Source organism: Pseudomonas cremoricolorata DSM 17059 = NBRC 16634, from assembly GCF_000425745.1.
Lineage (GTDB): Bacteria > Pseudomonadota > Gammaproteobacteria > Pseudomonadales > Pseudomonadaceae > Aquipseudomonas > Aquipseudomonas cremoricolorata.
In genome coordinates this window covers 71,576-95,743 of sequence record NZ_AUEA01000017.1, presented here as the reverse complement: position 1 = coordinate 95,743, position 24,168 = coordinate 71,576, and the positions used below count along the sequence as shown (strand labels likewise).

Sequence of the window (24,168 nt, the reverse complement as noted above, 5' to 3'; positions counted from 1 at the left end):
CCAGTGTTGAGGTGCGTAATGCTGCTGGCGCCGTCATCGGTACCGGCGTAGTCGGCGCCAACGGCGCGTTCGTCATTGCGTTGGACGGTGCAGTAGAAGCTGGCCAAGTCATCGACCTGGTGCAGACCGATGCGGCCGGCAATGCCTCGCCAGCTATCGATTTCACCATTCCCGCGACTCCTGCCCCTGCCACTCCAGCCGAGCTTGCACTGAGCGCCGACGGCTCCGAGCTGAGCGGCGTTGCAACGCCCGGAAACCGTGTCGAGGTACACGCTGCGGACGGCACTTTGCTAGGCAGCGCAATCGCCGCTCAAGACGGCTCCTTCACCCTCACCTTGGTGCCAGCACAGGCCAATGGCGAGGCGCTGGAAGTGTTCGCGGTTGATGTGGTCACCAATCAGGCCTCGATCCCCGCCAGCCTCACCGCTGCGGATATCACTCCGCCGGTGGCACCGTCTGAATTGGGCGTTAGCGCAGACGGCACTGTGCTCACAGGTCGCGGTGAGCCGGGCAGTACGGTGCGAGTCGTCGATGCCCAGGGCACTGCGCTGGGCACAGCAGTCATCAATGCGACGGGCAGCTTCGCCATCACCCTCGACCCACCGCAGACCGCAGGCCAGCGCCTGCAAGTCAGCGCCGAGGACGCTGCCGGCAACCTTTCCAACAGCGCGGCCATCACCGCGCCGAACCTGGAAGCCCCGGTCGACGACACGCCACCTGCGGCGCCCACGGGCCTGGTGATCAATGCCGGTGGCAGCCAACTCAGCGGTCGCGGCGAAGCGGGCACCAGCGTCAGCGTGCGTGATGCTCAGGGCAACCTGATCGCCAGCGCGACGGTCGCCGCCGATGGCAGTTTCTCGGTCACCCTCAGCCCTGCCGTCACCGATGGCAGCACGCTCGAGGTGCAACTGAGCGATGCGGCCGGCAATGTCTCCGAGGCCACTTCGATTACCTCACCCGACCTCATCGCGCCGGCGCAACCCACCGCGTTGACACTGCTCGACGGCGTGACGCTGACCGGCAGCGGCGAACCCGGCGCCACGGTGCAGGTGCGTGATGCCACAGGTGCGCTCATCGGCAGCGGCCAGGTCGGCGCCGGCGGCACGTTCAGCGTCACCCTCGATGCGCCGCAACGCAACGGCGAGCTGCTCGACATTCGCCTGGTCGACGCCGCCGGCAATAGCTCCACCCCGCTGCAATTCCAGGCGCCGGACACCACGGCCCCTGCGGCCGTCAGCGATGTGGTGGTCAGCGCCGACGGGCTGAGCGTGTCTGGCGATGGCGAACCAGGCGCCACGGTGCAAGTGCGTGATGCCGCGGGCAACCTGATCGGCAGCGGCACGGTCGGCGCCAATGGCAGCTTCGTGCTGGAGCTGGACAGCCCGCTCGCCGCTGGCCAGGTGATCAGCCTGGTTCAGACCGACGCGGCGGGCAATGCCTCGCCGGCCACCGACTTCAGCGTGCCGAGCACCCCAGCGCCCGCCACCCCCGGCGATCTGCTGCTCAGTGCCGATGGCAGTTCGCTCACTGGCAGCGCGACCCCCGGTACCCGCGTCGAGGTGCGCGGCGCCGACGGCACGCTGCTCGGCAGCGCCGTTGCAGGTGCCAATGGCGCGGTCGCCATCAGCCTGACGCCAGCCCAGCGCAACGGCGAGAGCCTGGAAGTGGTGGCGGTCGACCCGGCCACCGGACAGAACTCCATCCCCGCCACCCTCACAGCCCCGGACACCACCGCGCCGGACGCCCCGGCGCAACTGCTGGTCAGCGCCGATGGCAGCAGCCTCAGCGGCCGCGCCGAAGCGGGCAGCAGCATTCGTGTGACGAACGCCCAGGGCGAATTGATCGGCACCGCCCAGGCCGCCGCCAACGGCACCTTCAGCGTCACCCTCGACCCGGCGCAAACTGAAGGCCAGACCCTGCAGGTCAGCGCCGAGGATGCCGCTGGCAACGTTTCGAACAACGCCAGCATCACCGCGCCGAACCTGGAAGCGCCAACCGACGACACGCCTCCTGAAGCGCCGACGGGCCTGGTGATCAACACCGGCGGCAGCCAACTGAGCGGTCGCGGCGAAGCGGGCACCACGGTTACCGTGCGCGACGCCCAGGGCAATGTGATCGCCAGTGGCGTTGTCACTGCCGAGGGTGAGTTCAGCATCACGCTCGATCCGCCTGTGATCGACGGCAGTCGCCTGCAAGTGCTGCTCACCGATGCTGCGGGCAACGACTCCACCCCGGTGTCGTTGAGCAGCCCCGACCTGACCCCTCCGGCGCAGCCAGGCGACCTGCAACTGGTCGACGGCAGCGTGCTCAGCGGCACGGGCGAAGCCGGTGCGCAGGTGCGGGTGCGTGACGCCAACGGAATCCTCATCGGCCGCGGCCAGGTGGACGCCGATGGCCGCTTCGAGCTGGTTCTGGATGTGCCGCAGCTCAACGGCGAAACCCTGGACATCCGCCTGCTCGACGCCGCCGGCAACAGCTCGACGCCGCTGCTGTTCCAGGCCCCGGACATCAGCTCGCCCGACCCGGTCAGCGACATCGTGGTCAGTGTCGACGGCAGTCTGATCGGCGGGCGTGGCGAGCCGGGAGCGGTGGTGAGCGTGCGTGATGGCAACGGCCAGCTGCTGGGCACCGGCGTGGTTGGCATCGACGGCAACTTCGTCCTGACCCTGGACCCTGCGGTGCAGGCAGGCGCCACCCTGACGCTGGTGCAGACCGACGCGGCCGGGCTGACGTCGGACTTCGTCAACCACCTGGTGTCGGCAATCCCGGCCTTGCCGAGCCCTGGCGATCTGCTGTTGGCAGAAGACGGCAGCAGCCTCAGCGGCAGCGCGCCCGCTGGAGTGACCGTGCAGGTGCGTAACGCCAATGGCGAGACGCTGGCGAGCGTCGTGGTCGGTGCCGAGGGCACCTTCACGCTGCCGCTCAATCCGCCGATTGCCGACGGTCAGCCGTTGCATGTGGTGGCGCTGCACGCCAATGGCAGCAGCTCGCTGCCAACCCCCATTACCGCGCCCGACCTCACCGCGCCGGACGCGCCGGTCGAACTCAGCGTCAGCGCCGACGGCAGCCTGCTGATCGGCCGCGCCGAGCCTGGCAGCCAAGTGCAGGTGCGCGATGCCCAAGGCACTCTGCTCGGCTCCGGCACCGTCAATGGCACCGGTAGCTTCGTGGTGAGCCTCGAACCGGCTCAGGTCGACGGCCAGGCATTGCAGGTCAGCGCCACCGATGCGGCGGGCAATACCTCGCTCAGCGGCAGCGTCAGCGCACCGGACCTCAGCCTGCCGGTGGACATCACCCCGCCCGAAGCGCCGACCGCGCTGGCGATCAGCAACGACGGCAGCCGCGTCTCCGGGCGCGGCGAACCGGGCACCGTGGTGCGCGTGCTGGATGCCCAGGGCCAGGTGTTGGCCGAAGCGGCAGTCCCGGCCAATGGCGAATTCACCGTGCAGTTGCAGCCGCCGGTGATCGACGGCAGCCCGCTGCGCGTGACCCTCACCGATGCCGCCGGCAACAGCAGCAGTGCGCCGCTGACTGCGCCGGATTTGGTCGCGCCTGAGCCTGCCGCTGATCTGCTGCTCAGCGATGGCCAGACCCTCACCGGCAGCGCCGAAGCGGGCGCGCGGGTCGAGGTCCGCGACGCCGATGGCGAGCTGCTGGGCAGTGCCTTGGCCGATGGCGACGGACGTTTCAGCCTGACCCTGGACACGCCGCTGCGCAATGGCGAGACGCTGACCGTGCAGGTCATCGACGCCGCCGGCAATCGTTCGACCACGCTCGACTATGCAGTGCCCGATACCACGCCTCCAGCAGCCGTCAGCGAAGTGCAGATCGACCTCACCGACAGCGTGCTGGCCGGTCGCGGTGAACCCGGCGCCCTGGTGCAGGTGCGCGATGCCGACGGCGTGTTGCTGGGCAGTGCCGACGTGGCGGCCGATGGCAGCTTCCGGGTGACGCTCGATCCGCCGGTTACCGCAGGTGCGGTGCTGAGTGCGGTGCAGCAGGATGCTGCCGGTAACGTATCGACGGCGCTGGAGTTCAGCGTGCCGCCAACCGTACTGCCGGCCAGCCCCAGCGACGTGCAAGTCAGTGCCGACGGCAGCAGCGTCAGCGGCAATGCGTCAGCCGGCAGCGAGGTGCAGGTGCGTGATGCCGACGGTACGCTGATAGGCAGTGTTCAGGCCGGCGCCGATGGCCGCTTCGACATCCCCCTCGAGCCACCGCTGCGCAATGGCGAATCGCTGAGCGTGGTGGTGCTCGACGCTGCGGGCAACAGCTCGCTGCCTACCGCCACTCAAGCCCCGGACACTACTGCGCCGCTGCCAGCCAGCGACCTGCAGCTGAGCGCCGATGGCAGCACCCTGAGCGGTCGCGGCGAAGCCGGTGCCCGCGTCGAGGTGCGCAATGCTCAAGGCGAACTGCTTGGCAGCGCCAGCGTAGCCGACAACGGCAGCTTCAGCCTGACCCTGCAACCGGCGCAGATTCAGGGTCAGCAGCTGGATGTCAGCCTCACCGATGCCGCGGGCAACAGCTCGGCGCCCAGCAGCGTCACCGCGCCCGACCTGCTCGGCCCGTTGCAGCCCTCGGCCATCGTGGTCGATGCCAGCGGCAGCCTGCTCAGCGGCGTCGGCCAGGTTGGCTCGACCCTCACCGTGCGCGGAGCTGACGGCGAAGTGCTCGGCAGCACTACGGTCGGCGCCAGCGGCCGCTTCGAGATCAGCCTGGAACCTGTACAGCGCAACGGCCAGCAGCTCAGCGTCGAAGCCAGCGATGCCGCCGGCAACAGCGCTGAAGCGGTCACCATCACCGTGGCCGATACCCAACCGCCAGCGCCGGTCGAGGCGCTGCAACTGAGCGCCGATGGCCTGCAAGTCAGCGGCCAGGGCGAGCCGGGTGCCGTGGTCAGCGTGCGCGCCGCCGATGGCAGCGTGCTGGGCGCGGCGCAGGTGGATGCCGACGGCACCTTCACCGTGACCCTCGACAGCGCCCAGCGCAACGGCCAGGCGCTGACCGTGGAACAGCGCGATGCGGCGGGCAATGTCTCTGAGCAAGTGGCGTTGCAGGCGCCCGACCTCGAAGCGCCAGCGGCGCCGAGCGAACTGCGGCTGTCGGCCGATGGCACTACCCTGACCGGCCTCGGCGAACCGGGCACGAGCGTGACCGTGCGCAATGCCGAGGGCCTCGTCGGCAGCGCCGAAGTCGGCGCAGACGGCCGCTTCAGCGTGACCCTGACACCCGCCCAGCTCAATGGCCAGGCCCTATCCACCACCCTCACCGATGCTGCCGGGAACGTTTCGCCGCCCGTTGAGCTGACCGCTCCCGATCTGCAACCGCCGCTGGCTGCCGATGACCTGCAGCTCAACCCTGCCGGCACCCTGCTCAGCGGCAGCGCCGAGCCGGGCAGCCGGGTGGAGGTACGCGATAGCGCCGGCGCCCTGCTGGGCAGTGCCGTGGTCGATGACGACGGCCGCTTCAGCGTGAGCCTGCCCGCACAGACCAACGGTGAAGTGCTGGCCGTGCAGGTCATCGACGGCCAGGGCAATGCCTCGCCCAGCGCCAGCTACACCGCCGCCGACACCACCGCGCCCGATGCGCCAAGCGAACTGCAGATCAACGCCAGTGGCTCGCAGATCAGCGGCCGTGGCGAAGTCGGCAGTGTGGTCGAGGTGCGCAACGCCGCCGGCGTGCTGGTCGGCGAAGGCCTGGTACTCGAAGATGGCGCGTTCCTGATCAACCTCCAGCCTGCGCAAGACGATGGTCAGGCCTTGCAGGTGACCCTGCGCGATGCCGCCGGCAACACCTCCGAAGCAGCCGACCTGACGGCGCCCAACACCGCGCCGCCAGAGGCGCCCGCCAGCGCCACGGTAAGCCTGGACGGCAGCAGTGTGAGCGGCAGCGCTCCGGGCGCCAGCCTGGTGGTGGTGCGTGACGCGGCTGGCAATGAGCTGGCCAGCGCGCCGGTGGCGGCCGATGGCAGCTTCACTGTCACCTTGCCGAACCCACTGACCAACGGCGAAGCGCTCAACATCGTGGCGGTCGATGGCGGCGGCCTGAGCTCGGCCGAGTTGCCGGTCAATGCCCCCGACACCACCCCGCCGGCAGCGGCGCAGAATGTACTGGTCAGTGCCGATGGCAGCAGCATCAGCGGCAACGCCGAGCCTGGCAGCACGGTGATCGTGCGCAATGCCGGTGGTGATCTGGGGCAAACCACGGCGGCCAGCGATGGCAGCTTCGTGCTCACGGTAGAACCGCCGCTGCAACCCGGTGACAGCGCTGAGGTGGTGGTCATCGACCAGGCCGGTAACGAAACCCTCGAGCCGGTCGGCGTCAGCGTCCCACCTGCAGAAGTCATCGACACCCCCAGCGCCTTGCAGATCAGCCTCGACGGTTTCAGCCTCAGCGGCCAGGCCACTGCGGGTACGGTGGTCAGCGTCAGCGCCGGTGGGGTTGCCCTGGGCAGCGCCACGGTGGGCAGCGATGGCAGCTTCCTGGTGTTCCTCGAGCGTGCTCAGCTCAACGGCGAGGTGCTGCAGGTCAGCGCCCGTGCAGACAGTGGCGCGGTCTCGGAGCCTGCAAGCATCACCGCGCGTGACATCACCCCGCCGGATGCACCGCTGCAAATCGTCGTCGAGCGCGATGGCTCGGCCCTGACCGGGCGCGGCGAAGCCGGGGCGACGGCCAGCGTGCGCGACAGCGCCGGCAATCTGCTGGGCACCGGGTTGGTCGATGGCGACGGTGTGTTCCGCATCGACCTGCAACCGGCACCGGTCAACGGCGAAACCCTGCTGGTGCGCCTGAGCGATGCGGCGGGTAACGCCTCGCCAATCAGCAGCGTGCAGGCGCCGGACATCACCCCACCGCAGGCAGCCACGGCCCTGGCGCTGAATGACGCCGCCACCGTGCTCAGCGGTCGCGGCGAAGTCGGCGCCAGCGTCAGCGTGCGCGACGCCGACGGCGTGTTGCTGGCAACCGGCACGGTCAATCAGAGCGGGCAGTTCCAGATCACCTTGCCCAACGCGCAGATCAGCGGCGCGCGCTTGCAGGTCACCCTGACCGACGCTGCCGGCAATATCTCTGACCCTGCCAGCGTTGCCACCCCCGACCGTACGCCACCGGCTGCGGTCAGCCAGCTCAACCTCAGTGTCGACGGCAGCCAGCTCACCGGCACTGGCGAGCCGGGGGCCAGCGTGCGCGTGCGCAATGCCACAGGCGCGGTGGTTGGCAGTGCTACGGTCGATGCCGACGGTTACTTCAGCATCACCTTCACCCCGCCGCAGAACAGCGGCCAGCCCTTGGGTGTGACCCAGGTCGATGCTACGGGCAACGTATCCCCAGCGGTGACGCTGAGCACCCCCGACCTGCAAGCCCCTGCCGCACCGAGCAACCTGGTGCTCAACAACGATGGCCTGACCCTGCGCGGCGTGGGTGAAGCCGGCAGCCAGGTGAGCGTACGCAATGCCCAGGGCGCACTGATCGGCACTGGCCAGGTGGCCGCCAATGGCAGCTTCACCCTGACCCTGGACAGCGCCCAGCTCAACGGTGAGGCACTGAGCGTGGTGCTGACCGATGCCGCCGGCAACGTCTCCAACGCCACACCGCTGCTTGCACCCGACCTGACGCCGCCGGCGGCGCCCGATGACCTGCTGCTGGCAAGTGGCGGCCTGCAACTGTCTGGCAGTGCCGAGGCAGGCAGCACGATCACCGTGCGCACGGCCAGCGGTGACGTGCTCGGTACGGTCACGGTGGCCGGCAATGGCACCTTCCAGCTCACGCTGGACAGCGCCCAGACTAATGGCGAGCAACTGTCGATCACCGCCACCGATGGGGCGGGCAATGTCTCGCCGGTCGCCAGCCTGACTGCGGCCGATACCACGCCGCCGGCGCTGGTCACCCACCTGGCGGTGGCCGCCGACGGCAGCAGCCTGAGCGGTCATGGCGAGGTCGGCGCGACCGTCACCGTGCGCAATGCCAACGGCGAGGTGCTGGGCAGCGCCAAGGTCGATGCCGACGGCCACTTCCTCGTCACCCTCACGCCGGCAGCGGCACCGGGCACGACCCTGAGCGTGGTGCAGGCCGATGCCAGCAACAATGTGTCCCTGAGCGAAACCTTCACCCTGCCTGGCGTGCTCGCCCCCCAAGTACCTGAAGCGCTGCAACTGGCCGCCGATGGCCTGAGTGTCAGCGGCCAGGGCAGCGTCGGCAGCCGTATCGAGGTGTACGGCCCGACCGGCGTGCTGCTGGGCAGCGCCGAGGTGCGCGCCGATGGCAGCTTCACGGTGAACCTGCAACAGCCTCAGGCCAACGGCGAGCGGCTGGAGGTCAGCGCGCTCGGCGAGGACGGCACGCGCTCGCTGCCGGTGCTGCTGCAAGCGCCGGATACCACTGCACCGCAGCCGCTCAGCGAGCTGCGCCTGTCGGTCGATGGTCTGGTGGTTACGGGTCGCGGCGAAGCGGGTGCGCAGGTGAGCATCACCGGTAACGGTGGGGTCATTCTCGGCAGCGGCCAGGTGGGCGCCAATGGCCGCTTCAGCGTTACCCTCAACGGCGCGCAGATCAACGGCGAACGCCTCGATGCCAGCCAGACCGACGCCGCCGGCAATACCTCCGACAGCGTCAGCCTGCTGGCGCCCGACCTGCTGGCCCCCGAGCCTGCCGACAACCTGCAACTGAGCGCTGGCGGCAGCCTGCTGCAAGGTACCGGCGAAGCCGCCGCGCGGGTCACGGTGCTGGCCGCCGATGGCAGCGTGCTCGGCACTGGCACGGTACGCCTCGACGGCACCTTCCAGGTTGCGCTGCTGCCGCATCAGGCCAATGGCGAAACCTTCGACGTGGTGCTCACCGATGCCGCCGGCAACCGCTCGGCCGTCGCCGAGTTCACTGCCCCCGACACCACCCCGCCGGCCGCACTCAGCGAGGTCAGCGTCGCGGCTGATGGCGCCAGCCTCAGTGGCCGTGGCGAGGTCGGTGCGCGGGTGACGGTGCGCAATGCCGATGGTGAGATCCTTGGCAGCGCCACGGTCGATGCCAGCGGCAACTTCAGCCTGGTGCTCGACCCACCGCTGGGCAATGCCGAAGTGCTGAGCCTGAGCCAGGCCGATGCCGCCGGCAACGTCTCGCCGGTCATCACCCTGACCACCCCAGACTTCACTCCACCGGCGGCGCTCACCGAGGTGCGTATCAGCGCCGACGGCGCGGTGCTGACCGGCCGCGGTGAACCCGGCGCCAGCGTCACCATCAGCGACGCCGCTGGCGTGGTGATCGGGCGTGGCGTGGTGCAGGCGGACGAGACCTTCCGCGTCGAACTGACCCCCGCGCAGATCAACAACCAACAGCTCAGCGTGGTCCAGGCCGACCCACCGGGCAACCTCAGCGAGGCGGTGCTGATCATCGCCCCGGATCGCACCCCACCACTGGCGCCGCAGGAACTGCGCCTGAACGCCGCCGGCGACCTGCTCAGCGGTACTGGCGAAGCCAACACCACGGTGCGCGTCAGCGTCGCCGGGGTCGAGGTCGGTCGTGCCACGGTAGGGGCCGATGGGCGCTTCAGCGTTGCTCTGGACACGCCGCTGCGCAATGGCGAACAGCTGCAGGTGACTCTGGAAGACGCCAGCCAGAACCTGTCGCTGCCCACGCTGCTCGACGCCCCCGACCTCACCCCACCGGCGCAGGTCGTGGCCAGCCTCGACGCCGAAGGCACGCGCCTGAGCGGCAGCGGTGAAGCCGGCGCCCGGCTGACCGTGCTGAACAATTTCGGTGATCGGGTCGGGCAAGGCACGATCGACGCCGAAGGCCGCTTCGTCGTCGAGCTCACGCCAGCGCAGCGCAATGGCGAAGTGCTGAGCATCATCGCCCAGGATGCCGCGGGCAATCCGTCGCAGCCGTTGCTGCTGACCGCGCCTGACCTCACGCCACCTGCGCAACTGCAGGATCTTTCCCTCAACCCCACCGGCACCACCCTCACCGGCAGCGGCGAGGTGGGCAGCACGGTGCGCGTGCGCGGCGCCGACGGCAGCCTGCTCGGCGAGGCCGTGGTGCCCGCAGGCGGCGCCTTCGTCATCACCCTGCTGCCGCCCCAGGCCAACGGCCAGACCCTGAGCGTGAGCGCCGCCGACGCGGCGGGCAACACCTCGACGCTACAGACCGTGGTGGCCGCCGACACCACCGCACCTGACCCGGTCAGCAACCTGTCGATCAACAGCGCCTATGAGGTGCTGGTCGGTCGCGGTGAAGCCGGCGCCACGGTGCGTGTCGTGCAGGCCGGCGCCTTGCTCGGCAGCGCCGAGGTCGGTGCCGATGGCCGCTTCCAGGTCAGCCTCAGCCCGAAAGCCAACCCCGGCGTCGAGCTGGCAGTGACGCAGACCGATGCCGCCGGCAATACCTCAACGGTGGTGCCGTACACGACGCCACTGGAACCGGTGCCGGCCACACCGACCCTGGTGAGTCTCAGCGTCGATGGCCTGGTGGTCAGCGGACGCGCCGCGGCGGGCAGCGAAGTGCGCGTGGTCAACGCTGCCGGGACACTGCTGGGTTCAGCCCAGGCCAGCGCCGCCGGCACCTTCACGGTCGAACTCAACCAGGCTCAGCTCAACGGCCAGCGCCTGGACGTCAGCGCCCGCTCCAGCGGCGGCGAGTCGCAGCCCTTCGTGCTGATCGCCGCCGACGTCACTGCGCCGGCGCAACCGCTGGTCACCGCGCTCTCGGCCAATGGCCTGGTGCTCAGCGGCAGCGGTGAAGCCGGAGCCACGGTGACCGTGCGCAGCGCCAACGGCACCTTGCTCGGCACGGCAGTGGTCGGCCTGGCTGGCACCTTCAGCGTCGATCTGGCCAGCGCGCAGCTCAATGGCCAGGTGCTGAGCGTGCGCCAGACCGATGCCGCAGGTAATCCATCACCCGTGCTCAGCTATACCGTGCCGGACGTGCAGGCGCCCCTGGCACCGAGCAACCTGCAATTGCTCGACGGCGGTAGCCGCCTGAGCGGTGTCGGCGAAGCCGGCGCGCGGGTCGAGGTGACCGGTCGCGGCGGCGTGGTGCTCGGTTCGACCACCGTGGCCGCCAACGGGCAATTCAGTCTGGTGCTCAACGCGGTGCAGGCCGATGGTCAGGTGCTGACCGTGCGCCAGACCGATGCCGCCGGCAACACCTCGGCCAGCACCAGCCTGACCGCGCCCGATACCACGCCACCGGCATTGCCGAGTGCCACCTTGAATGCCGCCGGCACGCTGCTCAGCGGCAGCGGCGAAGCGGGTGCCCGGGTCATCGTGCGCAGCAATGGCAGCGTGGTCGGGCAGGCCGTGGTGGCTGCCAACGGCACCTTCGTGGTGACCTTGAGCGCCGCGCAGATCAACCACGAAACCCTCAGCGTCAGCCTCACCGATGCCGCTGGCAACGTCTCGCCGGTGCTGACCCTCACCGCGCCGGACATCACCCCACCGGCCATCGCCGGCAACCTGCTGGTCAACGCCACCGGCAGCGAGCTCAGCGGCACTGGCGAAGTCGGTGCCCGCGTCACCGTGCGCGGGGCCGATGGCAGCGTGCTGCAAAGCGGCGTGGTGATCGGCGCCGATGGCACCTTCCGCATCACCCTCAACCCCGTTCAGGACAACGGTCAGCGCCTGAGCGTGACCCTCACCGACCCGCGCGGCAATGTCTCGGGCATCGCCACGGTGGTGGCGCCGGACGTCGATGCCGACCGGCCAGTGGTGGCCAGCGACAACCTGGTCACCGCCGTGGTCAACCTGGCGCCGGTGACCAGCAAGCTGCCGACCATCAACGACAGCTACACCCTGCTGGTTGGCCTCAACACCACCAAGGCCTTCACCTGGAGCGTGGCCGCCGGCACCACCGTCAACCCGACCCTGACGCTGGCCGTGGACAATCTGGTGGGCGTGCTCAACAACCCCACCTTCACCTTGCAGGTGAAGAACGCCGCCGGCGCCTGGGTCGATGTTGCCACGGGCAGCAATTCGGCCCTGCTGACGCTGATTCTGCTGCCCGGCGTCGGTGTACGGGCCGAAATCGGGGCCCTGCGCGCCGGTGACTACCAGTTGCTGGTGACCTCGGGCGGGCTGGGCGTGGTGACCACGGTCAACACCCGGCTCGACCTCGAGGTCACCAGCCTGACCCAATTCACCGGCAGCGGCGTGGTCAAGAGCGGCAACGTCATCACCGACCCAGGCACCGATGGCACGCCGGACATTCTCGGCCCGGACGACGGCGCGGTGCTGCAAGTGCTCAAGGGCGGCGTGTACGTCAATGCCGGCGCCGCCACCAGCGTGCAAGGCCTGTACGGCACCCTGGTGATCAAGGCCGATGGCAGCTACACCTACACCCCAAGCGGCACTCCGGCCAGTGTCGGCAAGGTCGACGTGTTCAGCTATCAGCTCAGCCACCCCAACGGCAAGAGCGACACCGCCAACCTGTACGTGCGCATCGACAGCCCGCAGGCCACGGAAATCTGGAGCGACAGCAACCTCGGCGCTCCGGCCACCGTGGTCGATGCGGTGGACGATGTCGGGCGCAGCACGGTGAGCCTGACCAACAAGCTCACCCCTGGTAGCCAGGCGTTCGATCCGATCAGCCTGGCCGGCCTGGCAGGTACGCGGGTCGGCACGGTGACGCATACCGTGGCCAGCAATACCACTGCCGACCTTGAGGTCAACCTGACCACCAACAGTCTGCTCAACCTGGGCAACAGCATCACCTTGGAGCTGAGCAAGCTGGGCAGCAACGGTCGCTATACGGTGATGGAAACAGTCAGCGGTAGCCAGTTGCTCGACCTGCTCGGCAGTGGCGGCAAGAGCCACGTGTTCCGTAACCAGACGGCAGGCACTTATCAGGTGGCGATCAAGGCGGCCGTGACGCTCGGCCTGAGCGGCTCGGTGACAGCCAGCCTCAACACCACCACCAAGTCGCTCACCGAGTTCGTGGTCAATACCGCCACCACTGCCACCGGCAACCTGCTGAACGGCGACACCCTGGGTTCGAACCTCACCACCCTGAGCGTGCAAACCGCCGCCAACAGCTATGCCCTGCCCGGTTACAACGGCGTCAGCGTGGCCGGGCTGTACGGCACGCTGCTGGTGTTCGCCGATGGCAGCTACACCTACACCCTCAAACCCGGCCTCAGCGCCGCGGTGGTCGGCCAGGTGGACACCTTCAACTACGCCCTCACCCACCCCAACGGCAGCAGCGACACGGCGCAGTTGAAGATCACCATCGCTACCGGCGCTTCAGGGGCACGGATGCTCGAAGCCCAGGCCGACGAAGGTAGCGAGGCCGTGGTGCTGGCGGCCCTGGCCGATCAGCAGGACGACGGGCAAGACGCCGTCGCGTCCGCTGCTGCGACGCCGGACACGGATGATGAACCGGCGTCGGCCGCGCAAACCCTCGACGATGAGCAGTTGGCCGAGGAAACCGGCTTCGCCAGCATCGGTGCGGACAACGCCGACACCACGCTGCTGTGGCAAGGCGGCGATGCCAGCATCGACCTGGCCAGCCTGGTCGGGGAAGTGCACGACCTCGAAGTGCTCGACCTCAACGCCAGCAGCGCGGTGAGCCTGAGCCTGACCCTCGACGACGTGCTCGCCGTCACCCACGAGCAGGGCAACAACTTGCTGATCAAGGGCGACGACGCCGACACCGTGCGCTTCGGCGATGCCTGGACCCTTACCGGCCAGCAAGTCGCTGCTGGCATCGACTACAACCAGTACACGGCCGAGGAGGATCCGAGCCAACAACTGTGGGTACAGAACGGCATCCATGTGGTCTAGCGGATGCCAGCCGGGCCATCGATCGAGGGCGGCACGCTGCGCTCCGATGGCCCAGGCGAACTCAGCCCTGGCGGCACAGACTCCACACGACGCCCGCAGGAACATCGACAACGCCCATCAGCGCCGCCTGACTCCCCATCAGGGTGACAGAACGCCGACTTGCCACCTTACGCTCAGCCAAGGCGCCGGGTAGACTGCGGCACTTGGCCAGCCCTGCCTCAGCACTCGCCAAACGATCTGTAACAGGGCTGTTACCGGGCTGCCGCATGCTCACGCGCGTGCTCGCAGGCCATTGATCAACTGCCCATCCCCAAGATCAGCAGCCCCCCATCCAGCAGGAAGCGCTCATGGATAGCATCGTCGTCGCCGGAAAGAACACCGCCCAATCGTCGAACACTGCATGGGGGAACCTCACGCTGAGTCAGCCCAGCGTGGTGCAGTTGCCGGTATCGCCACAGTCTCTGGCTTCGGTCAGTCGCAGCGGGCAGGACCTGGTGCTCAACCTCAAATCCGGCGAGCGCATCACTATCGCCAAGTTCTTCGTCGTCGATCAGGACGGGCTGGGCAACGACCTGGTCTTCGCTGGCGACAATGGCACCTTCTGGAAGGCGTCCTACGATGCCGACGCCTTCAGCGGCTTCACCTTCGACGAGGTCAGCTCCCCTGACGCCCTGCTGGCAGACCCCGCCGAGTCCGGCGGTGGCCTGTCGGGCTTGGCCATCGCCGGCCTCGGCCTGCTCGGCGTCGGCGCTGCCGTGGCCGCTTCGCACAGCGGAGGCGGCGGCGGTGGTCATCATGACGAGCCCAGCGCCCCCCAGGCGCCCGCGCGGCCGACCGACCTGCTGGTGTCGGCCGATGGCCTGCGCCTGAGCGGCCGCGGTGAGGCCGGCAGCACGATCAAGGTGCGCGACGCCGCCGGTAGTCTGATCGGCAGCGGTACCGTGGCTAGCGATGGGCGCTTCGACCTGGCCCTGGACACGCCACAGGGCAAAGGCGAGGCGCTGGCCGTGGAGCTTTCCGACGCAGCCGGCAACGTTTCCGAATCGGGTACCGTCAACGCACCGGACATCACCCCGCCCACCGCTCCCACCGACCTCACCATCGATGGCGCAGGCGTGCTGCTCAGCGGCCGCGCCGAAGCGGGTTCGACGGTCCAGGTACGGGCCGCCGACGGTAGCCTGCTGGGCAGCGCCGTCAGTGCCGGCGACGGCACCTTCAGCGTGACCCTGCAACCACCGCAAACCACCGCTCAGGTGCTTCAGGTCAGCGCCACCGATGCCGCCGGCAACACCTCCGCACCCAGCACCGTCAGCGCGCCTGAGGTGGTGACTCCCCCTGACACCAGCGCACCCGATGCCCCGCTCGACCTGCTGATCAGTGCCGACGGGCGCCAGTTGAGTGGCCGCGGCGAAGCAGGCAGCAGCGTGACGGTGCGCGACGCCCAGGGCGAGGTGCTTGCAAACGCCACGGTTGCAGCCGATGGCAGCTTCTCGGTGGTGCTCGACCCGGCCGTGATCGATGGCAGCAGCGTGCAGGTCGAGCTGACGGATGCCGCAGGCAATGTCTCTGAACCGACTTCGGTGGCTTCCCCCGACTTGACTGCCCCTGGGCAGCCAAGCGGTCTCGCGCTGGCCGACGGCGTCACCCTCACAGGTAACGGCGAGGCGGGCGCGGACGTGCAGGTGCGCGACGCCTCTGGTGCCCTGATTGGCAGCGGTGTGGTCGCGGCGGATGGGCGATTCAGCGTCGAACTCGACCCGGCGCAGGCCAATCACGAAATCATCGATATCCGCCTCGCCGACGCGGCAGGCAACGTATCGCTGCCGGTGAAATTCCTGGCACCGGATATCACCCCGCCGGCTGCACCCGCAGAGCTTGCCGTCAGTGCTGACGGCGCGGTACTGACTGGGCGTGCCGAGCCGGGCAGCACGGTGCGAGTGGTCGATGCCCAGGGCACCGAACGCGGTACCGCGCTGGTCAATGCCGCGGGCAGTTTTGCCGTGCCACTCGATCCGCCGCAAACGGAAGGTCAATCTTTGCAGGTCAGCGCTGAAGACGCCGCAGGCAATGTATCGCCAGTCAGCTCGGTGATCGCGCCGAACATCGAACCGCCGATCGAACAGACCCCGCCCGAAGCCCCCACCGACCTGGTGATCAGCCTCAACGGTCGTGAGATGTCGGGCCGTGGCCAGGCCGGCACGATCGTGAGCGCGCGCGATGCCACAGGTACGCTCATTGGCGCGGAGCAGGTGGCTGCGGACGGAACGTTCAAAATGGAACTGGAACCTGCGGTGATCGACGGCAGGACCTTGAGCGTCGACGCTACCGACGACTCTGATCGTGTCTCCGAGCCTGCGACGGTGGTCGCGCACGATCTGGTTGCGCCGATAGTTGCATTGAACCTTGCCCTGGCAGACGGCGTGACGCTGACAGGCAACGCCGAGCGGGGAGCGACCGTGCAGGTGCGCGATACCGCGGGTGCACTGATCGGCAGTGGAGTGGCCGGTGCTGACGGGCGATTCAGCGTCGTACTCGACCCGATCAAGGCCAATGGCGAATACATCGACGTGGTAGTGGTCGACGCTGCCGGCAACGCGTCGGTGCCCACCGTGATCTCGGCACCAGATATCACGGCACCGGATGCCGTGACCGAGATGGTGGTCGCCGGAAACGGCCTGGCCGTTTCCGGCCGAGGCGAAATCGGCGCAACCGTCGAGCTTCGCGATGCACAAGGCTCGCTACTCGGTAGCGGGCAAGTGGAACTCAATGGCGCATTCGTGATCCGCATTGCCGACACCGTCATCACCACCGGTGACGTGCTCACGGTGATACAGACGGACCGCGCCGGCAACGTATCGCCTGCCACCGACTTCACGGTGCCAGCCACCCCGGCACCGGCAACGCCAACCGATCTGTTCCTCAAAGGTGGCACAGGTGACGAACTGACTGGCCTGGCCACGGCAGGAAATCGCATCGAAGTGCGCAGTGCCGACGGTACCCTGCTGGGCAGTGGCATCGTGGCGCAGAACGGCTCGTTTTCGGTGGCGCTGGTCCCCACGCAGCGCAACGGTGAAGTCCTGCACGTGGTGGCGGTCGACACCGCGACCGAGCAGCCGTCGATCCCCGCCCGCATCGAGGCACATGAGAGCACAGCGCCGGTCAAACCGTACGATCTGGTGGTGAGCGCCGACGGCACGTTCCTCACCGGGCGGGGTAGCCTGAATAGCAAAATTGAGGTCTACAGTGCTCATCACGACCTGCTGGGCAGTGTCTATGTGGGTGCTACCGGCAGCTTCGCGGTGAGATTCGAAGGGGGCTCACTAGTCAAAGGAGAGACGCTCCAAGTCAGGGCACAGGGCTACGAGGGCTACGGGTCACCACTCGCTTCGGTCAGTGCGCCGAACCTCGACGCGCCGCAAAGCACGACCGCGTTGCACACCCAAAACACCCTGCTGGAGACTGCCCAGGGGCAGGAGCTTGCAGAACCTCGCGAGACTGCGACCTTCACCCAGGCACAAGAAACCCAGGCCGAGGTCACTGCCGCTACGCCGCTGCTGGCCGCCGTGGTCGACCAGCAACCTGATGAGCACGCTGGCGAGACGGCGCAGAGCGAGGCACCCGGCTTCGCCAGCATAGGTGCGGACAACGCCGACACCACGCTGCTGTGGCAAGGCGGCGATGCCAGCATCGACCTGGCCAGCCTGGTCGGGGAAGTGCACGACCTCGAAGTGCTCGACCTCAACGCCAGCAGCGCGGTGAGCCTGAGCCTGACCCTCGACGACGTGCTCGCCGTCACCCAGGATCAGAGCAACACCTTGCTGATCAAGGGCGACGAGGCTGACACCGTGCGATTGGGCGATGCCTGGAGCCTCACCGGCCAGGACGTCACCGATGGCATCGTCTATAACCAGTACACGGCCGAGGAGGATCCGAGCCAGCAGCTGTGGGTACAGAACGGCGTCCATGTGGTTTAAGGACGCCCGCAAGGCCGCCGGGCCCGGCGCCCGGCGTTCAGGGATGAAACGCCAGTAAGGGAATACCGTGAAGCAAGGTTGTCTGCTGTCACCGCTGTTGCCGGGGGCCTTCGCGCTCCTGGCCTGTTTCCATCACCCGGCTGCCATGGCAGCCGAGGATGCCGACCCGGCCCTGCGCCAGATCGGCCCCTCCACCCTGCACGACCCCGCCGCCGCGCTGCCGGCACGGCCGGCGCTGGCGCAGGCCGGCGCCGATTCTGCGGGCCTGGGGCTGGCCGAAGCGGTACTGCAAGCGGTGCAATGGCATCCCAGCATCGCCCAGGCCGTGGCCGACCTTGATCGCCAGGGCGAAGGCATCACCGTCGCTCGCGCCGGTTACTACCCACAGATCTCTGGTGGCCTGCGCGGCGGCTACGACTCCGGCTACGGGGGCGACCGCAACAGCCAGGCGCTGAACCTGTCGCTCAAGCAGATGCTGTACGACTTCGGCAAGGTCGACCATGCGGTGGACGCTGCCCGCGCTGCCGCAGCGCGGGCCCAGGCCAACATCCTGCTGGTGGTCGACGAACTGGCGCGAGAAACCGCCTACGCCTGGATCGAGACCCGTCGCTACGCACAACTGATGAGCATCGCCCGCGAGCAGATCGCAGGCGTCGGCGACATCGTCGGCCTGGCCCGACAGCGCAGCGACATGGGTGCCAGCACCCGCTCCGATGTGGTTCAGGCGCAGTCGCGGGCCGATGGCGCGCAAGCGGTGTTCGAGGAGTACCAGGCGCAGCACCAGCGCTGGCGTTCGGCGCTGGCGACGTTGCTCGGGCGGGTGTCGCCGCCGGCGTTGGCCGACGAGGCACCTGCGCAACTGCAACAGGCCTGCAAGCGTCCGCTGGAAAGCGATGATCGCCTGCCGGCGGTGCTCATGGCCCTGGCGCTGCGCAGCCAGTCCCAGGCCGAGCTGGCCCAGGCCAAGGCCGAGGCCTACCCGACGGTGTCCCTGCAACCGCAGCTCAACCACTACCTGGACAACGACTACAACCGCGACAACCGCCGCCTCGACCGCACCCAGGCGGGCATCTACCTCAACGTCGAGGTGCCGATCTACCAGGGTGGCGCCATCGACGCCCGCAGCCGCGCCGCCGGGCATGCCCTGAGCGCCGCCGACTCGGCCGAAGACGCCGCACGCCTGAGCGCCCGCCGCGGCCTGGCCGAAGCCCAGGCGCAGACCGCAGGGCTCGGTCGACGCCTGCGCGCATTGCAAGCGCGGCAAAGCAGCATCCAGGAAGCACGCATGCTCTACGGCCGGCAATACCTCGATCTCGGCACGCGACCACTGCTCGACCTGCTCAACGCCGAGCAGGAAATCTATCAGTCACGCTTCGACATGGCCGGCACGCGCTCCGACCTGCTGCGGCTGAACATCGACTGCCTGTACAACAACGGCGCACTGCGCCCGGTGCTGGGCCTGGAAGGGCGCAGCCTGCAAGGGGTTGAGATCCTGCCATGAACGACACCGTCCAGATCACCCACACCCCGCCGCCGGCCGCCGAAGAGCGCGCCGACCTCACGCCGTGGCTCGAATGCATGCTGCAGGTGGCGCGCCACTACCGCCTGGATGTGTCGCCGCAGCGTATTCGCCTGGCCGCCGCCGAAGATGCACGGCCACTGGACGACATCCTCCGGCACATGGCGCGCCAGGCAGGGCTTACCCTGCGCTTCGTCGCCTTCGACGCCAAGGCCCTGCGCCAGTGGCGTACTCCTCTGTTGCTGGAGCTGGACGATGGCCAGCTGGCGGTGGTCGAAGCGGTGACCGAAGACGACCACCTGGCCCTGTCCTTCGCCGGTGACCAGGGCCTGACCAGCCGCCTGCACCGCGACCAGCTACAAGGACGCATCACCCGCGTCGCCCTGCTGCGCCCGGCTCGGCCGCTGCGCGACGTGCGCACCGATGACTACACCGCGCCCTACGACCGGCACTGGTTCGCACGCATCGTGCTACGCGACATCCGTCCATACGGCCAGGTGATGCTGGCTTCGCTGGTGGCCAACGTCCTGGCCCTGGCCGGTGTGCTGTTCTCCATGCAGGTCTACGACCGGGTGATTCCTGCTGAATCCCTGCCCACCTTGTACGTGCTGTTTGGCGGCGTAGTGCTGGCGCTGCTGTTCGACCTGACCATGCGCCTGCTGCGCCTGAAGGTCACCGACCTGCTCGGCAAGCGCGCCGATTTACGCATCTCCGATCTGGTCTACGGCCATGCCTTGCGCCTGCGCAACTCGGTGCGACCGAAATCCACCGGCTCGTTCATCTCGCAGTTGCGCGAACTGGAGCAGATCCGCGACCTGATCACCTCAAGCACGGCTACGGCATTGGCCGACCTGCCGTTCTTCCTGCTGTTCCTCTTCGTGTTCTGGCTGATCGGCGGCGTGCTGGTGGTGATTCCGCTGGTGGCGCTGGTGCTGATGGTGCTGCCGGGCATCCTCGCCCAGCGCCGCCTGGCGCGCCTGGCCAATGCTTCGATGCGCGAATCGGCGCTGCGCAACGCGATGCTGGTAGAGAGCGTGCAAGGGCTGGACGAGATCAAGGCCTTGCAGGCCGAGGCGCGCTTCGAGCGGCAGTGGAACCAGTACAACGCCGCTTGCGCGCACAACAGCCTGCGTCTGCGTACCCTGACCAACGGCCTGGTGACCTGGACGCAGAACATCCAGGGCGCGGTGTTCGCCGTGGTGGTGGTGGTCGGTGCGCCGATGGTCATTGCTGGCGATCTGACCACCGGTAGCTTGGTGGCGGCGTCGATGCTGGCCTCGCGGATGATGGCGCCGATGGCCCAGCTGACCCACGTGCTGACCCGCTGGCAGCAGGCCAAGGTAGCGCTCGAGGGTATCGACAAACTCATGCAGAGCCCGGTCGATCACCCCGAGGGCGAAGCGCGGGTGCACCTGCCGGCGATTCGTGGCGAATACCAACTGCGCCAGGCGGTGTTTCGCTACAGTGCCGAAGCCGCGCCGGCGCTGAGCATTGGCCAACTGCGCATCAGCCCTGGCGAGCGCATCGCCGTGCTGGGGCGCAACGGCGCCGGCAAGTCGACCCTGCTGCAGGCGTTGGGCGGCGCCATGGACCTGATGCAAGGCGAAGTCAGCCTCGATGGCATCGCTCTTGCGCATCTGGACCCTGCCGACCTGCGCCGCGATGTCGGCCTGTTGGCCCAGCATGCCCGGCTGTTCCACGGCACCCTGCGGGAAAACCTCAGCCTCGGCGCCGGCCAGGCCAGCGATCAGGAACTGCTGACGGCGCTCAGCGCCACCGGCGCGCTGGAGTTCGTGCGGCAACTGCCCAAGGGCCTGGAGCATCTGATTCTCGAGGGCGGCCTGGGCCTTTCCGGCGGTCAGCGCCAGGCGCTGGTGCTGTCGCGCCTGTTGCTGCGCCAGCCGCAGGTGCTGTTGCTCGATGAACCCACCGCCGCACTGGATGACGTCACCGAACGCAAGCTGCTGGATAACCTCGAGCGCTTCTGCCAGGGCCGCACGCTGATCATCGCCACCCACCGCCTGAGCGTGCTGCAACGGGTCGATCGCATCCTGGTGCTCGATGGCGGGCGCATCGTCATCGACGACCAGCGCGACGCCGCCCTGGCTCGCCTGCAACAAGGAGCCCAATCATGAGCCGCGACAGCCTGCCCGCATCCTACCTCGACGGCCAGGATGATCACGCCGTGCTGCGTGCCGGGCGGATCATCATCGTCTGCGCGCTGATGCTCGCCGCCTTCCTGGCCTGGGCGGCGTGGTTCGAGGTGGTCGAGGTGTCCACCGGCACCGGCAAGGTGATTCCCAGCTCGCGGGAACAGGTGATCCAGTCGTTCGAAGGCGGCATCATCGCGCAGATGAACGTCGCCGAGGGTGACCGCGTGCAGCGCGATCAGGTATTGGCCCAGCTCGACCCGACCAAAAGCGAATCCAACGTCGGCGAAAGCGAGGCCAAGTACCGCGCCGCTCTGGCCAGCGTCGCCCGGCTGCGCGCCGAAGTCAGCGGCAAGCCGTTGCAGTTTCCCGCCAGCCTGGCCGACTCCACCGAGCTGACCGAGGCGGAAACGGCGCTGTACAAGACCCGCCGCCAGGGCCTGGAACAGACCTTGGCCGGTATTCAGGATTCGCTGCGCCTGGTGCGCAGCGAACTGCAGATCACCGAGAACCTGGCCAAGCTCGGCGCCTCCAGCCGCGTCGAGGTGATTCGCCTGAACCGCCAGCGCTCGGAACTGGAGCTCAAGGCCACCGAAGCCCGTTCGGACTACCTGGTACGCGCCCGCGAAGAGCTGGCCAAGGCCAGCGCCGAGGCCGACAGCCTCAAGGCGGTGATCCGCGGACGCAACGACTCGCTGACCCGCCTGACCCTGCGCTCGCCGGTGCGCGGCATCGTCAAGGACATCGAGGTCAACACCCTCGGCGGCGTGGTGCAGCCGGGTGGCCAGGTGATGAAGATCGTGCCGATGGACGAACGGCTGCTGATCGAGGCGCGCATCTCGCCGCGGGACATCGCCTTCATCCACCCCGAACAAGCCGCCAAAGTGAAGATCAGCGCCTACGACTATTCGGTGTACGGCAGCCTCGACGGTCAGGTGGTGGGCATCTCGCCAGACACCTTGCAGGACGAGGTCAAGCCCGAGATCTACTACTACCGGGTGTTCATCCGCACCGAGCACGACAGCCTGCGCAACAAGGCCGGCAAGGAATTTGCCATCACCCCCGGCATGGTCGCGACGGTGGATATCCGCACCGGCGAGAAGACCATTCTCGATTACCTGATCAAACCGATGAATCGCGCGCGGGAGGCGTTGCGGGAGCGGTAGGGGGTGGTGGCGGCGATGCCGGTCATGACGAGGCTGAGCCGCTGAGCGGCGGCGACCGGGGAAACCTGAATCATTAGGCTGTTCAAAGCCATCTTAATGACTGATCGCGACAACATCGGCCAAGCGTTTTTTGTACACCAATCGCTCAGGCGACACAGACCGCGACTGTAGCCGGCCGGAGAGGAGGTGCTTGTAGGGCCGTGCGCGCAGCGCACCCGAGGCGCAGCCGAGGACGCGAGGTGTTAGGGTTGCACAGCAACCCTTGCCCGCGCTGGCCTGAAGAGTGCCGGAACGCAGGGGACCCGAAACGGAGCGCAGCGCAGTGCAGGGCCGGCTGGTGGAGCATAGGGTTTTGCCGACTTTTGCCCTCAAAAGTCGGTCGCCGCCAGGCGAAACCGGGCCGTGAGAACAACCCGACACTTTCTGGTTTTGACCATTCAGTCAACAGGTTCATGTCCCATCACCTCGGGAGCTTGGGGAATGAATTGCAGTGTCTGGCCGACCTCTCCAGGCAATCTAAATAACGCAAGGCAGGCACGACCGGACATCGCCCGCTAAAGCCCCCCGTCCTCGCGCCGATAACCAGACATTCCCTCTTTTTGCAAAGGTCGCCCGATGGCCTCCCAAACCGCCCGTGCCGACTCGCTGTCGCTGCTGTTGTTCACCCTGCGCAGCGGCAAGCTGATGGCGATCAACCTGCTCAAGGTCAGCGAAATCATTCCCTGCCCGAGCCTGACTCGGTTGCCCGAAGCCCACCCCCATGTGAAGGGCGTGGCGACCCTGCGCGGCAATCCACTGTCGGTGATCGACCTGGCCCGCGCCATCGGTGAACGGCCGCTGGAGCAGCCCGACGACGGCTGCCTGATCGTCACCGAGATCAGCCGCTCGCGCCAGGCCCTGCACGTGCAGACGGTGGTGCGCATCATTCATTGTCGGGCCACCGACATCAAACCGCCGCCCTATGCCTCGGGCAGTCGCTCGTTCATCACCGGCGTGACCCGCGTCGACGACCAACTGGTGCAGGTGCTGGACATCGAAAAGGTCATCCACGGCATCGCCCCGCCACCGCCGGCCCCGGCGCCGCAATCGCTCGACGAGGACGCCGCCAGCCTGTTCGCTGCCGCCAATATCCTGGTGGTCGACGACAGTCAGGTGGCCCTGCAGCAGTCGATCCACACCTTGCGCAACCTGGGTATCGACTGCCACACCGCGCGCAGCGCCAAGGAAGCCATCGAGTTGTTGCTGGAGCTGCAAGGCACGGCGCTGGAAATCAATATCGTGGTGTCGGACATCGAAATGTCCGAGATGGACGGTTATGCGTTCACCCGCACCCTGCGCGAGAGCCCGGATTTCAAGCACCTGTACGTGCTGCTGCACACCTCGCTGGACAGCACCATGAGCGGCGAAAAGGCCCGCCTGGCCGGGGCCAACGCGATTCTGACCAAGTTCTCCTCGCCCGAGCTGACCGAGTGTTTGCTAGTAGCGGCGCGCAGCGTGGTATTCGCCGAGCATTGAGCCTTCTGATACCTGGCGACATAACCGTGGGGTTGCTGACTGACACGGGTCGGGCATAATTCAACGTCTTCAGATGAA

The 24,168-nt window shown here is 68.0% G+C and carries 5 protein-coding genes and 1 pseudogene; all 6 read left to right on the top strand.

The annotated features are described in order from the left end of the window. Window positions 1–11: 11 nt before the first annotated feature. A pseudogene (locus H618_RS0118070) lies at window positions 12–13,766 on the top strand (BapA/Bap/LapF family large adhesin); the annotation flags it as partial. Between the two features lie 347 nt (window positions 13,767–14,113). Then, complete coding sequence (locus tag H618_RS0118065) at window positions 14,114–17,740, top strand: Ig-like domain-containing protein (RefSeq protein ID WP_028696404.1); 3,627 nt, start codon at window positions 14,114–14,116, stop codon at window positions 17,738–17,740. Between the two features lie 67 nt (window positions 17,741–17,807). Beyond that, window positions 17,808–19,241 (top strand): TolC family outer membrane protein, encoded by a 1,434-nt coding sequence (locus tag H618_RS0118060; RefSeq protein ID WP_028696403.1) that lies wholly within the window; start codon window positions 17,808–17,810, stop codon window positions 19,239–19,241. Next, on the top strand, window positions 19,238–21,394 hold the full coding sequence (locus H618_RS0118055; protein WP_028696402.1) for a type I secretion system permease/ATPase: 2,157 nt from the start codon (window positions 19,238–19,240) through the stop codon (window positions 21,392–21,394). The genes H618_RS0118060 and H618_RS0118055 overlap by 4 nt, the downstream gene beginning before the upstream one ends. Next, the gene (locus H618_RS0118050; protein WP_028696401.1) at window positions 21,391–22,575 is read left to right on the top strand and encodes an HlyD family type I secretion periplasmic adaptor subunit; all 1,185 of its coding nucleotides are present in this window, start codon (window positions 21,391–21,393) and stop codon (window positions 22,573–22,575) included. Before H618_RS0118055 ends, H618_RS0118050 begins: the two co-directional genes overlap by 4 nt. 615 nt (window positions 22,576–23,190) lie before the next feature. After that, entirely contained in the window at window positions 23,191–24,090 is a 900-nt protein-coding gene (locus H618_RS0118045; protein WP_028696400.1) for a chemotaxis protein, read from the top strand. Window positions 24,091–24,168 lie beyond the last annotated feature (78 nt).